Origin of the sequence: Azohydromonas aeria (assembly GCF_009760915.1) — a bacterium.
Classification (GTDB): domain Bacteria; phylum Pseudomonadota; class Gammaproteobacteria; order Burkholderiales; family Burkholderiaceae_C; genus Azohydromonas; species Azohydromonas aeria.
In genome coordinates, this window is record NZ_VIDQ01000042.1 from 1 (window position 1) to 12,427 (window position 12,427).

The window sequence follows — 12,427 nt, forward strand, 5'->3', positions numbered from 1 at the left end:
CCGGCCGAGCCCGAGCCGGCCTGAGCCGCGCGCGGGCGGCGGACGGCGGGCGGCGGGCGGGCGCGGCGCTTGCCGACAGGGGCTCCCCGATCCACTCCATCCAAGAGGAGCCCTCTGATGAACACCTCCACGCTGTCCGGCACCGCCCCGTCCTCCACCCCGGCCTCGCGCCCGTTCGCCGTCGTCACCGGCGCGTCCTCGGGCATCGGCTTCGAGCTCGCGCGCGGCTGCGCCGAGCGCGGCTACGACCTGCTGATTGCCGCCGACGAGGGCGAGATCGAGCAGAAGGCGCAGGAGCTGCGCGCGCACGGCACCGAGGTGCGCTCGGTGCAGGCCGACCTGTCCACGGTCGAGGGCGTCGAGAAGCTCTTCGCCGCGGCCGAAGGCCGCCCGGTGGACGCGCTGCTGGCCAATGCCGGGCACGGCCTGGGCAAGGGCTTCCTGGACCAGGACTTCGAGGCCGCGCGCCACGTGCTCGACACCAACGTCACCGGCACGCTGGCGCTGCTGCAGAAGGTCGGGCGCCAGATGCGCGAGCGCCGCAGCGGCCGCATCCTGATCACGGGCTCGATCGCCGGCTACATGCCCGGCAGCTACCAGGCCGTCTACAACGGCTCCAAGGCCTTCCTGGACTCCTTCGCGCTGGCGCTGCGCGAGGAGCTCAAGGACTGCGGCGTGACCGTGACCTGCCTGATGCCCGGGCCCACCGAGACGAAGTTCTTCGAGCGCGCCGACCTGCTCGACACCGCCGTGGGCACCATGAAGAAGGACGACGCGGCCATGGTCGCGCGCCAGGGCCTGGAGGCGCTGTTCTCGGGCAAGCCCGGCGTGGTCACGGGGCTGAAGAACAAGCTGCAGGTGGCCGCGGCCACCGTCACGCCGGGGCCGGCGCTGGCGCGCGCGCATGCCAAGCAGGCCGCCCCGGGCAGCGCGCAGGCCGCGGCCGAGGCCAAGCGGAAGATGAAGACCGTGGCCGGCGCCGTGGGCGGCATCGCGCTGCTGAGCGCGTGGTGGCTGCTGCGCGGGCCCAGCGCGCGGCGCGGGCACGTGACGGTCTGAGGCCCTGGAAGGCGCCGCCATGGCGCCTTCCGCACTGTCGGCCGCCCGCCGCGGTGCTAGGCTGCCCCGTCCGGTTCCCGGCCCCCGGAGGCAGCCTCGCATGCGCATCCGTCCCCAGCTCGTGTTGATGATGACCGCCGTGGTGGCGCCGATGGCGCTGCTGGCGGGCGCGTCCATCCACGCGCTGGGCAAGGCGCAGCGCGAGGCGCATGCGCAGCGCTACCAGGAGCGCGTGAGCGCGCTGCGGCTGGCGCTGGACAACGAGATCCAGGGCACCACGCGCGTGCTGGAGAGCCTGGCCATTGCCGGCGGCGCGGCCGACGCCGCGCCCGGCGGCGCCGAGTCGCAGGCGCTGCTGGAGCGGCTGCTCAAGAGCTTTCCGCTGTGGTCGGTGGCCGGCGTGGTCGATGGCCGCGGCCACGAGCTGGCGGCCGTGCGCCGCGCCGGCAGCGCCGAGCCGCTGGCGGTGGACGCCGCCACGATGGCGCAGCTGCAGGCCTCGCGTGCCACCGTCCTCTCCGACCTCGTGCCCGCGCCCGGCGGCGCGGGCTTTTCCACCTGGATCGCCACGCCCGTGGTGCGCGACGGCCGCGTCGAGCGCGCCGTGGTGGCGCGCATGGACGACCGCGCCTGGCTGGCGTTCCTGCGCGACTACCCGGTGGCCGAGGGCGCGACGCTCACGCTCAACGACCGCCACGGCACGATCGTGGCCCGCACCCTCAACCACGACCAGTGGGTCGGCAAGCCCTCCAGCCCGGCCTTCTGGGAGCGCACCAAGGGACGCGCCGAAGGCACCTTCGAGGTCCGTGGCCTGGAAGGGCAGCGCTTCATCGCCGCCTTCAGCCGGCTGCGCAGCGCCGACTGGGTGCTGAGCACGGGCGTGCCGGCCGAGACGGCGGAGGCCGCGCTGCAGCTGCCCGCGCTGCTGACCGCCGGCGGGCTGGCCGTGACGGTGCTGCTGGCGCTCGGGATCGCGCTGACGGTGGCGCGGCGCATCATCGACTCGCTGGAGCCGCTGGCGGCGCTGGCGCAGTCGGACGGGCACATGCAGCCCGAGACCGGGCGGCTGCCCATCCGCGAGGCCGAGGCCGCGCGCCGCGCGCTGCGCCAGGCGCTGGCCGACCAGGCCGAGGCGCTGGCGCAGGCCGAGCGCCTGGCGCGCGCCAAGGACGAGTTCCTGGCCATGCTCGCGCACGAGCTGCGCAACCCGCTGGCGGCGATCCGCTCGGCCACCGGCGTGCTGGGCAGCCCGCGCGTCACGCCCGAGATGGAGCGGCGCGCGCGCGAGGTGCTCGACCGCCAGGTCGGGCACATGGTGCGCATGGTTGACGAGCTGCTCGATGCCGCGCGGCTGACCAGCGGCACCATCCGGCTGGAGATGGTGCCGCTGGACCTGGCGCAGGCGGTGCGGCGCGTGCTGCAGGCCTTCGAGCAGGCCGGGCGCACGGCGCAGCTGCGCATCGACGCCGCGGAGCTGGCGCCGCTGCACGTGCGCGCCGACGAGACGCGCATCGAGCAGATCGTCTCCAACCTGGTGGACAACGCCGCGAAATACGCCCGGCCCGAAGGCGGGCAGCTGCGCATCCGGCTGCGCGAGCACGCCGGGCAGGCCGAGCTGAGCTTCGCCGACGACGGCAGCGGGCTGGCCGCGGAGCTGCTGCCGCGCATCTTCGAGCCCTTCTCGCAGGGCGAGCGCAGCATCGACCGCGCCCAGGGCGGGCTGGGGCTGGGGCTGCACGTGGTGCGGCGCCTGATCGAGCTGCACGGCGGCTCGGTCGAGGCGCACAGCGACGGCCCCGACCGCGGCGCCACGTTCACGGTGCGGCTGCCGCTGCTGGTGGAGGAAGACGCCGACCCCGCCGCGCCCGAGGCGGTGATGCGTTTGAAACCGCTGCGCATCGCGCTGGTGGAGGACAACCGCGACGTGGAGGAGATGACGGGCTCGCTGCTGCGCCTGGCCGGTCACCAGGTGGTGTGCGCGGTGGACGGCGAAAGCGCCGTGGCGCTGGTGCAGGGCCAGCAGACGGAGGTGGCGCTGGTGGACATCGGGCTGCCGGGCATCGACGGGCTGGAGGTGGCGCGGCGCATCCGCGCGCTGCGCGCCAGCCCGGCGCCGGTGCTGATCGCGCTGACGGGCTACGGCGACGCGCGCACGCGCGAAGCCGCCGCGGCCGCCGGCTTCGACGGCTTCCTGCGCAAGCCCTTCGAGCTGCGCAGCTTCGAGCAGGCGGTGCTGGAGGCGTGGGCGGCGCGGGACGGGCAGCGCGGGGGCGAGGACAGCGGCGGCGGCGGTGGTGGCAGCGCGGCGACGGGGGCGTAGCGGGCGGGCCACGCCGGCTCCAGGCGCCGCCTCACCCCGCCACCGCCCCTTCCCCCGCCCGCGCCACCCGATTCCGTCCCAGCGCCTTGGCCGCGTAGAGCGCCCGGTCGGCGCGCCCCAGCAGCGCCGCGGCATCGGCCTCGCTCGCGGCGAAGGCGGCCACGCCGATGCTGGCCGTCACGCGCAGGGGCCCGGCCGGGGTGCCGATCTCCAGCGCCGCCACCTCGCGGCGCAGCGACTCCGCCAGCACGGCCGCGCCCTCGGCCGGCGTCTCGGGCAGCAGCAGCGCGAACTCCTCGCCGCCCAGCCGCCCGATGCGGTCGCTGCGGCGCAGCCGCTCGCGCAGCGCGGCGCACACCTGCACCAACACCGCGTCGCCCGCGGCATGGCCGTGGCGGTCGTTGACCTGCTTGAAATGGTCCAGGTCCAGCATCAGCAGCGCGCCGGCATGGCCGTGGCGCTGGAAGCGCGCGAGCTCGCGCTCGACCTCGTCGAGGAAGGCGCGCCGGTTCAGCACGCCGGTGAGCTCGTCGGTGGTGGCCAGGCGCTGCAGCTCGGCCTCGTGGCGCTTGCGCTCGGTGATGTCCTGGAACACGCCCACGAAATGGCTGGGCCGCCCTTCGGCGTCGCGGTCCACGGTGATGGTCAGCCACTCGGTGAAGAGCTCGCCGGACTTGTGCCGGTTGACGATCTCGCCGCACCAGCTGCCCTGCGCCAGCAGCTCGCGCCACATCGCCTGGTAGAAGGCCGCGTCGTGCTGCCCCGAGGACAGCAGCGCCGGCGTGCGGCCGAGCACCTCCTCGGCCGCGTAGCCGGTGATGCGGGTGAAGGCCGGGTTGACCGAGACGATGCGGTTGCGCGCGTCGGTGATGAGGATGGCCTCGGCATTGATGGCGAAGACGCGCCCGTTCAGCCGCAGCGCCTCGGCGCTGCGGCGCGCGGCCGTGATGTCGTGCTGCAGCAGCAGCGCGCAGCGCTGGTCCTCGCGCAGGAAGGGCCGCACGCGCACGCGGAACCAGCGCGGGCCCCGCGCCGTGGCTACCTCGTAGGCGCCCTCGAAAGCCTCGTCCCGGCCCGCGAGCACCGCGGCGATGCCGGCCTCCAGCGCGGGGGTGCCCTCGCCGTCGCCGGGCCGGTACAGCCCGGCCAGCGCGCCGTAGTGCAGCGCCTGCGGCTCCCCGGCCGGCAGCGCGGCGTCGCTGGCCATGTCGCGCCAGTCCTGGTTGAGGGCCAGCGCCCGGCCGTCGGCGCCGAACAGCAGCACGCTGGCCGGCAGCGCGTCGAGCAGCCGCGCCAGCCCCGCGGCCTGCTCGGCCTGGCCGTGCAGGCGCCGCAGCGCGTCGCGGCGCAGCAGCCGCCAGCCCAGCAGCAGCGCCAGCGCGGCCAGCGCGATCAGGGGCACGAGCACCAGGGCGCGGCGCCGGGCTTCCTCGCGCGCGTCGGCCAGCGCCGCGGCCTGCTCCACACGGGCCACCACGGCAAAGGGCCGCGCGCGGTCGCCGCGCCAGGCCGTGATCCACGCGCCACGCCCGGGCACGGTCTGCACCAGGTCGCCGGCCTCGGCGCCGTCGTGCCAGCGCTGCACCAGCGCCTGCCCGGCCTGGCGCCAGCCGGGCTCGGCCGCCTCGCGCGTGCTCAGCAGCAGCGCGCCGTCCCAGCGCAGCACGTCCACGGCCCAGCCGGCGCCGGCCTCGCGCGCCATGAGCCGGTTCAGGAAGAAGTCCACGTTGAGCGTGGCCACCACCACCTGCCCGCCGGGCCCGCCCCCCAGCATCACCGGCACGAAGCCCACGTCGGCGCCGATGCTGGCGTCGGCCGCCAGCGCCCGGCCCTCGGCCAGGTCGCGCCCGGCATGGGCGCGGCCCAGGCGCAGCAGCGGCTCGGCCGAGTCGGGGTCCGCTTCGGGCAGCCAGCCGGCCAGGTCCACGCGCACGCCCACGTTGGCCGGGCTGGTGCTGGCCTGCACCAGCCCATGGCGGTCCAGCAGCGACAGCGAGCGCAGGTGCGGCGCGTTGCGCAGCAGCTCGTGCAGCCGCTGGCCGCGCGCGGCCGCGGCCGCCGTCCCGGCCGGTGCCGCCGCGCCGCCGGCATGGGCCCCGGCCCCGGCCCCGGCCTCGGCTTCGGCCTCGGCCTGCAGCAGCCCGCGCAGCGACAGCTCGACCGCGCTCAGCGTCTGCCCGAAGAGGTGGGCGTTGTGGCGCGCCTCCAGCACCGCGAGCCGGCGGTGCGACTCCAGCTGGTCGAGCTCCAGGCGCCGGCCGTGGTAGAGCAGCGCGCCCAGCGCCGCCAGGGCGACCAGCACGATGGCGGCGACGATGAGCACGTCGGCCAGGCGGCTCCACGCGGTGCGCATCAGGATCGGCATCAGCTCGCTTCCGGCACGGGCTCAGCGCCCGATGACGATCGGGTCGAGCCCATGGCGGCGCGCGGCCTCCAGCAGCCGCCCGTCGCGCTTGATGCGCGCCACGAAGGCGTCGAGCTGGCGCAGCCAGGCCTCGTCGCCCGGCGCCACGGCCCAGGCGTAGGGCGTGACGTGGAAGGTGCCCGTGGGCGCCACCAGCCGCGCCCAGTCGGTGCCGGCGAGCATGCGGCGGCTGTAGGGGAAGTCGGTCATGAACACGTCGGCGCGGCCGGACTCGACTTCCTGCTCGCGCGCGTGCGGCGTGTCCAGCACCGCCAGCCGCGCCTGGCGCAGCCGCTCGCGCATCACCGGCTCGTGCAGCGTGCCGCGCGCCACGGCCACCACGACGCCGGGACGGTCGATGTCGTCCCAGCTGCGGATCACGCGGTTGCTGCGCGTGGTGATGGCGTAGATGTCGCTGGCCAGGTGCGGCGCCGTGAAGCGCAGCCGCTCCTGGCGCGCGGGCGTGACGCCGATGGCGAACATGGCCACGTCGCAGCGGTCGCCCAGCACGTCGTCGAACAGCCGCGCGAAGCTGCTGTCCACGAACTGCACCGCCACGCCCAGGTCCTTGCCCAGCGCCTGCGCCAGGTCCACGTCGATGCCGCTGAGCTGGCGCGTCACCGGGTGGCGGTAGGAGATGCCGTAGTAGTCGGGCCAGATGCACACCCGCACCGCGCCGGCCTGGCGCACGCGCTCCAGGCGCGCCGCGGGCTCGGCGGCAGGCACGGCCTGGGCGACAGGCACGGCCTGAGCGACAGGCACGGCCTGGGCGGCAGGTGCGGCCTGGACCAGGGGCACGGCCAGGACTGCGGTGCAGGCCAGGCGAAGCAGGAAGGAGAACATCGGCGCGTTGCGGTGGAACGGAACCCCGCCCTATCGGCCGCCGCGCCCGGGAATTGAGGCCCGCCCGGCCCCGGCGGCCCGCCGGCGCGTGACCGAATTGACATGCTTCAAACACGGAGGCCGCCGCGCGCCGGAAACCGCCGGAAACCCGCGGCGGCCAGCGCCGGCGCCGGCGTCAGTCGCCGGTCAACTCCTCGTAGGGCGGCAGGTTGAGCACCGTCAGCGCGGCGAAGTCATAGGCCAGCTCCAGCTCGCCGGCGGCGCGCAGGTGGTCTTCGAGCAGCGCCAGCTCCTGCGGCTGCGCCTGGCCGGCGGCCACGGCCTCGCGCAGCGCGCGCACCCGGGCGGCGACGGCCTGGATCGCGATGACCAGGGTCTGGGGCGTGAGGTCGGTCATGCGCGGTCTCCTCGCGGTCGGCGGTTGCGGCGGCGGGCTCAGCGCTGCCCGATCAGCTCGCGCTGGCGCGCCACGGCGGCGCGCGCGAAATTGTCCAGGTGCCGCCGGAACGCGAGCAGCGGCATGCGCGTGCGCGGCTCGATCCGATATTGATGCCCTTCGAGCGCCGGCTGGCCCGGACAAACCTGCCTTTCCTTGTCCTTGCGTATCAGCAACTCGTCGGAATACTCGGTACCCTCGGGAATCCAGAATTCCCGAACCGGCCACCAGCCGGGGACATCGCGCAGCAGGGGACCGCTGCCTTCCAGGATTTCGGGATTCGTGTTTCCCAACACCACCGTCGCCTCGGCGCAACCGGCAACCATGCACCGCAGCGCGCTGCTGTAGCGGCTCTTCGCCTCCCAGCACGGATCGAGAATGCCGTCTCCCGGATAAATGCCGACGGTTATTGCCCCGAATTGATCGCCTTCGATCGAGCGATATAGATTCGTGTGAGTTCTTGCCATCGCCTGAACCTCCCCGATGCAGGAGGTGTCAGGTTAACCAGTTCGCGCCCGGAACGCGAGAGGCCCCGCGCGGCGAACCCCCCTTTCCAATCATTGCCCGATCGCCCTTCAATCACCTTTCAAGCGCCTTTCAATTGCAGCCGGCGTTGAACATGCTTTGAAGCGCCGTGGAAACAAATCGGCTCCGGCTTCCATGCGGCGCAAGAAGGAACCGGCGTTCCCCGTTCTTGCCTCAGCCGCCGGCATCGCCCAGGTGGACGCCGATCTGCCGCGCGCAGCGCAGCAGCGGGTGATCGGGTGGAATGCAGCGGCGCCCCACCGCCACGGCGTCCAGCGCGATGCTGGTGAAGGCGCCGTCGCGCAGCGTGACCATGCGGCCGAACTCGCCGCGCAGCACGAGGTTGGCCACCTCGTTGCCGTAGCGCGTGGCCAGCACGCGGTCGAAGGCGGTGGGCGCGCCGCCGCGCTGCACGTGGCCCAGCACCGTGGCGCGAACCTCGCTGGACAGCCGCGCCTGCAGCTGCGCCGCCAGCACGTGCGCGATGCCGCCCAGCCGCACCGGCTCGTCGCGCCCGGCGACGATCTCCTGCACCACCACGTCGCCGCCGCGCTCGCGCGCGCCCTCGGCCACGCACACCACGGTGAAGCGCTGACGCGCCTCGCGCTCGCGGCACACCGCGGCCACCGCCTCCACGTCGTACGGGATCTCGGGCAGCAGGATCACGTCCGCCGCCGCGGCGATGCCCGCCTCCAGCGCGATCCAGCCCGCGTCGCGGCCCATGGTCTCGAGCACCATCACGCGCCCGTGCGCCTGGCCCGTGGTCTGCAGCCGCTCCAGCGCCTCGGTGGCCACCGCCACCGCGGTGTCGAAGCCGAAGCTGCGCTCGCAGCCGCTGATGTCGTTGTCGATGGTCTTGGGCACGCCCACCAGCGCCAGGCCGCGCCGCCACAGCGCGTGCGCAATGGCCATGGTGCCGTCGCCGCCCACGGCCACCACGGCGTCCAGCCCCAGCGCCTGCGCGCTCTCGACCACGCGCTGCACGCCCTCCTCGCCGTCCATGAGCGGGTTGTGGCGGTTGCTGGTGCCCAGCACCGTGCCGCCCAGGTGGATCAGCCCGCTCACCGCGCGCCAGTCGAGCTGGCGCACGCGCCCTTCCTGCAGCCCGGCAAAGCCGTCCTCGATGCCCACCACCTGCGCCCGGCACTGGTGGATCAGCGACTTCGTGACCGCGCGGATCACCGCGTTCAGCCCCGGCCCGTCGCCCCCGCCGGTCAACACTCCCACTCGCATGCGCATGCTCCCCTGATGCCAAGAGCCCGGCAGTGTGCCGCCGTGGCCGGTCCCGCTGCCACGGGCGTGGGCTTTGCAGGCCCCGGCGCCGGCCCCGCGGCAGGCAGCAGTCCGCGTGAACGAGGCCTCCCGGCCGGCACGGATGCATCCTCAAGCTGGCGCCGCGCAGGCCGATAACCGAAATGCATTCCTGTATCCGGACCGGCCGGCCGCGCCCTCCATACTCCAGGCGCAAACCTCCGACCTGCTGACATAAATCAATATCCCGGCCACCGGTCCGGGCCCATTCCGCCCGGCAGCCTGCTTCACGGATTCAAAAGTCCACCAACAGGCTTATACATCAGGTTACTAAAGAAACACCACACAACTTGCTTTCATATTCATGGCGGTTGCCGTGCGGCCGAAACAGGGGGTGCATTGCCTTGAATATCAACAAACCACGCATCGGGCGCAGCGGCGGATGAAGGGTGAATTTCCTTCATGGGCCGGCGGCCGCCTGATCGAAAAAACAAGAGCGGGCAACACAGGTTTTCAGCAGCCCCCATGACGCGAGTTTCAACCATGAACACCCTGAATCTTTTGCCGTTCCGTCGCCCGGCCATGGCGGCCTCCCTGGTCTCGATGGCCGTGATGCTGGCCGCCTGCGGCGGCGGCGCCGAGGACGACACCACCGCCGCCGTGACGTCCGCGCAAGGCGCGGGCGCGGAAATGGCGCAGTCCGCCGAGGACGCCGCGGCGCCGCGCGCGCTGCCCGCCGCCTGGGAACTGGCGGAGGACCCGGCCACCGAGCAGGCCTTCCTGACCAGCCAGCTCAGCCGCGCGGCCCGCGAGACGGCCATGAACCTGGCGACCGACACCCGCACCAAGTGGAACCCCGGCCACTACATCGCCACCGGCAAGCGCGATCCGGCCACCGTGGCGCAGATCCTCAGCGAGATCAAGGACATCCCGCAGGTCAAGGGCCTGCTGCTGCGCTACGACTGGGCGCAGCTCGAAACCGCCAAGGGCGTCTACGACTTCTCCAAGATCGACCGCGACCTGGCCGCCATGGCCGCGGCCAACAAGCGGCTGTTCATCATGGTCGGCACCAAGGTGTTCACCCCCGGCGGCCGCGCCGTGCCCGACTACCTGCGCACCGCCGAGTACGAGGGCGGCGCCTACAAGATCCTGATCGGCGCCCGCGAGGCCATCGACAGCAGCACGCGCTACGGCGAGAACGCCGCACTGCACAACGCCAAGGTGCGCGACCGCCTCATCGCGCTGACCACCGCGCTGGGCCAGCGCTACAACGGCCACAACGCCTTCGAGGGCGTGACCTTCAACGAGACGGCCATCGGCAACGCGCTGGTGCCGCCGACCGCCGCGCAGCTCGACGCCTACTTCGCCAACCTGGCGCGGGTGAACACGGCCACCAAGCAGGCCTTCCCGAACACGGTGGTGATGCAGTTCATCAACTTCCCGCGCCCCTACATGCCGGGCCTGATCGCCAACATGGTCAACAGCAAGGTCGGGCTGGGCGGGCCGGACATCTTCCTGGAGGACTGGGACCACAACACCCGCGTCTATCCGATGTACGACCCGGCCAAGGGCCAGGTGCCCATCGGCCCGTCGGTGCAGCCCGAGAACTACCAGACGACGGTGCAGCGCGGCCCGGTCAACCCGCCGAAGATCGCCGACCTCTACAGCTTCGGCCGCACCCGGCTCAACGCCAACTACATGTTCTGGACGCGCTCGTTCATCGGCACGCCCTCGCCCTACCCGCAAGCGCTGCAGTTCTTCAAGTCCTCGGCCATGCCCAAGGATGCCGCCGGCGGCCTGACCACCACCTGCCCGGCCACCTTCACCTCCTGCGTGCCCAAGCTCTGAGCCCGGCACGGCACACACGGCAAGGCGGGCCCCTCGGGGCCCGCTTTTTCATGGTGCGGCCAACGGAAGGGGAAAAGGCCGGGCGACCGGCTCAGGCCTCGGCCACCAGCGCCCAGGCCGCGTCCTCGAAGCCGTCGTCGCCCAGGCCGGCCGCTTCGAGCTCCAGGCCCAGCTCGGCGGCGCCGGCGTCCTCGATGCAGTCCGGGTCGTCGAAGGCCGGCTCGGCCGGGGCGTCCATGTCGTCCAGCGCCGCCTGCAGCGTGGCGAAGGGGCCGAACTCCTGGTGGCCGTTGACGTCGATCCAGTGATAGCCGTCGGGCCGCGCACGCACGCGCTGCAGCCGCTCGTCGCGCAGCTCGCCCAGGGTGGGCTGCTCGGAAATCTCGAAGTCTTGGAACTTGATCATGGTGCTTGCCGCGGCGCCCGGCGCCGCGCTCCTCTCAGGACTGCCGGGGATGGCCCCACTCTAGGAAGCCCGGGCCGGCGCGCCTTGATGGAGCGCAACCTCGGCGCGGCGCGCCGCGCGGCGGTTGTCACGACACCTTGCGCCGCTGCACCCGCGCGCCGTCCTTCAAGGCCGCCGATGGGTACACCACCACTTCCTGCCCCGGCTGCAGCCCCGACTTGATCCAGGCCTGCGCGCCGTTGCGCGCCGCCACCTCCACCGGCTGCAGCCGGGCGCGCTCGCCCTCCACGCGGTACACGGCCAGCACGCCTTCGTCCTCCACCGGGAACACCGCGCCCACGGGCACCTGCACCGCGCCCTCCACCGACTGCGTGACGATGCGCACGCCCACGCGGTAGCCGTCGCCCAGCGCGCTCCAGCGCGCCGGGTCGCCCGTCAAATCGATGAGCACGCGCACGCGCTGCTCCTCCACGCCCAGCGCCGACACCTTGGTGAAGGCGCCGGGCTCGACCAGCCGCACGCGGCCCTCCAGCACGCCGGCGCCGCCCCAGCGCTCGACGAGCACGCGGCTGCCCGGGGCGGCCTGCAGCGCGTCGGTGGTCAGCAGCTCGGCCACCACCTCCAGCCGCGCCGTGTCGCCCAGCTCCAGCAGCGGCGCGCCGGCGGCCACCGTCGCTTCGCTGGGCTGGTTCACGCGCAGCACGCGCGCGGCCACCGGCGCGCGCAGCACCACGCCGCGCCCGGCTTCCCCACCGCCGCCGCGCACGGCGGCCAGCGCGGCGCGGGCCTGCTCCTCGTCATGCAGGGCGACCCGGCGGTCCTGCTCGGCCGCGTCCACGTCGCGCCGCGCGGCTTCCACGGCCAGGCGGTCGTTGTCGAGCTTGGACAGCGACACGAAACCCTGGCGGATCAGCTCCTCGCTGCGCCCGGCCTCGGCGCGCGCCTGCTGCAGCCCCACCTGCGCGCGCGCCAGGCGCGCCGCGGCGCGCTCGCGCGCGGCCTGCGCCGCACCCAGCCGCGCCTGCTGCTCGCGCAGCGTGCGCTCGTCCTGCAGGGCCGGCGGCAGCGGCGTGAGCAGCGCCAGCGCCTGGCCCGGCTCGACCGCGTCGCCCTCGCGCAGCGCGATGCGCTGCAGCACGCCCGCCAGCGGCGCGCCCACCACGTAGCGGTCGCGCACGCGGGTGCGCGCGTCCTCCTCGATGGCGGTCTCGAAGCGCCCCTGCGCCACCGCCGCCGTCTCCACCGCCACCGGGCGCGGCGCAAAGGCCCAGCCCAGCAGCGCCAGCGCCACGGCCGTGCCCAGTCCGCCCAGCAGCCACGTCTTTCGCTTCATGA

The 12,427-nt window shown here is 73.9% G+C and carries 10 protein-coding genes; 3 read left to right on the forward strand and 7 right to left on the reverse strand.

Features of this window, described 5'->3' with window-relative positions; genetic code table 11:
* Nucleotides 1–117: 117 nt before the first annotated feature.
* Both FJ694_RS21820 and FJ694_RS21825 read left to right on the forward strand, forming a co-directional pair.
* Nucleotides 118–1,059 carry an SDR family NAD(P)-dependent oxidoreductase gene (locus FJ694_RS21820; RefSeq protein ID WP_157269434.1) on the forward strand — a complete coding sequence of 314 codons (942 nt, stop codon included), beginning with the start codon at nucleotides 118–120 and terminating at the stop codon, nucleotides 1,057–1,059.
* Between the two features lie 100 nt (nucleotides 1,060–1,159).
* The gene (locus FJ694_RS21825; RefSeq protein WP_198320932.1) at nucleotides 1,160–3,379 is read left to right on the forward strand and encodes a hybrid sensor histidine kinase/response regulator; all 2,220 of its coding nucleotides are present in this window, start codon (nucleotides 1,160–1,162) and stop codon (nucleotides 3,377–3,379) included.
* A 31-nt stretch (nucleotides 3,380–3,410) separates the two neighbouring features.
* On the opposite strand, the gene FJ694_RS21830 is transcribed toward FJ694_RS21825, so the two are convergent.
* The 5 genes from FJ694_RS21830 to FJ694_RS21850 form a co-directional block, all read right to left on the reverse strand.
* Nucleotides 3,411–5,744, reverse strand: coding sequence for a sensor domain-containing diguanylate cyclase (locus FJ694_RS21830; RefSeq protein ID WP_157269436.1), 2,334 nt, complete (start codon nucleotides 5,742–5,744; stop codon nucleotides 3,411–3,413).
* Between the two features lie 21 nt (nucleotides 5,745–5,765).
* Nucleotides 5,766–6,626: an ABC transporter substrate-binding protein gene (locus FJ694_RS21835; RefSeq protein ID WP_157269437.1), complete on the reverse strand. Its 861-nt coding sequence runs from the start codon at nucleotides 6,624–6,626 to the stop codon at nucleotides 5,766–5,768.
* A 175-nt stretch (nucleotides 6,627–6,801) separates the two neighbouring features.
* Nucleotides 6,802–7,023, reverse strand: coding sequence for a Tsi2 family anti-toxin (locus FJ694_RS21840; RefSeq protein WP_157269438.1), 222 nt, complete (start codon nucleotides 7,021–7,023; stop codon nucleotides 6,802–6,804).
* A gap of 38 nt (nucleotides 7,024–7,061) precedes the next feature.
* The gene (locus FJ694_RS21845; RefSeq protein WP_157269439.1) at nucleotides 7,062–7,529 is read right to left on the reverse strand and encodes a Tse2 family ADP-ribosyltransferase toxin; all 468 of its coding nucleotides are present in this window, start codon (nucleotides 7,527–7,529) and stop codon (nucleotides 7,062–7,064) included.
* A gap of 232 nt (nucleotides 7,530–7,761) precedes the next feature.
* Complete coding sequence (locus tag FJ694_RS21850) at nucleotides 7,762–8,820, reverse strand: 6-phosphofructokinase (protein WP_157269440.1); 1,059 nt, start codon at nucleotides 8,818–8,820, stop codon at nucleotides 7,762–7,764.
* 561 nt (nucleotides 8,821–9,381) lie between these two features.
* On the opposite strand from FJ694_RS21850, the gene FJ694_RS21855 reads away from it, so the two are divergent.
* Nucleotides 9,382–10,686: a glycoside hydrolase gene (locus FJ694_RS21855; RefSeq protein WP_157269441.1), complete on the forward strand. Its 1,305-nt coding sequence runs from the start codon at nucleotides 9,382–9,384 to the stop codon at nucleotides 10,684–10,686.
* 91 nt (nucleotides 10,687–10,777) lie between these two features.
* On the opposite strand, the gene FJ694_RS21860 is transcribed toward FJ694_RS21855, so the two are convergent.
* Nucleotides 10,778–11,092: a hypothetical protein gene (locus FJ694_RS21860; RefSeq protein ID WP_157269442.1), complete on the reverse strand. Its 315-nt coding sequence runs from the start codon at nucleotides 11,090–11,092 to the stop codon at nucleotides 10,778–10,780.
* Nucleotides 11,093–11,219: 127 nt separating this feature from the next.
* Nucleotides 11,220–12,425 (reverse strand): efflux RND transporter periplasmic adaptor subunit, encoded by a 1,206-nt coding sequence (locus tag FJ694_RS21865; RefSeq protein WP_157269443.1) that lies wholly within the window; start codon nucleotides 12,423–12,425, stop codon nucleotides 11,220–11,222.
* Nucleotides 12,426–12,427: the final 2 nt, after the last annotated feature.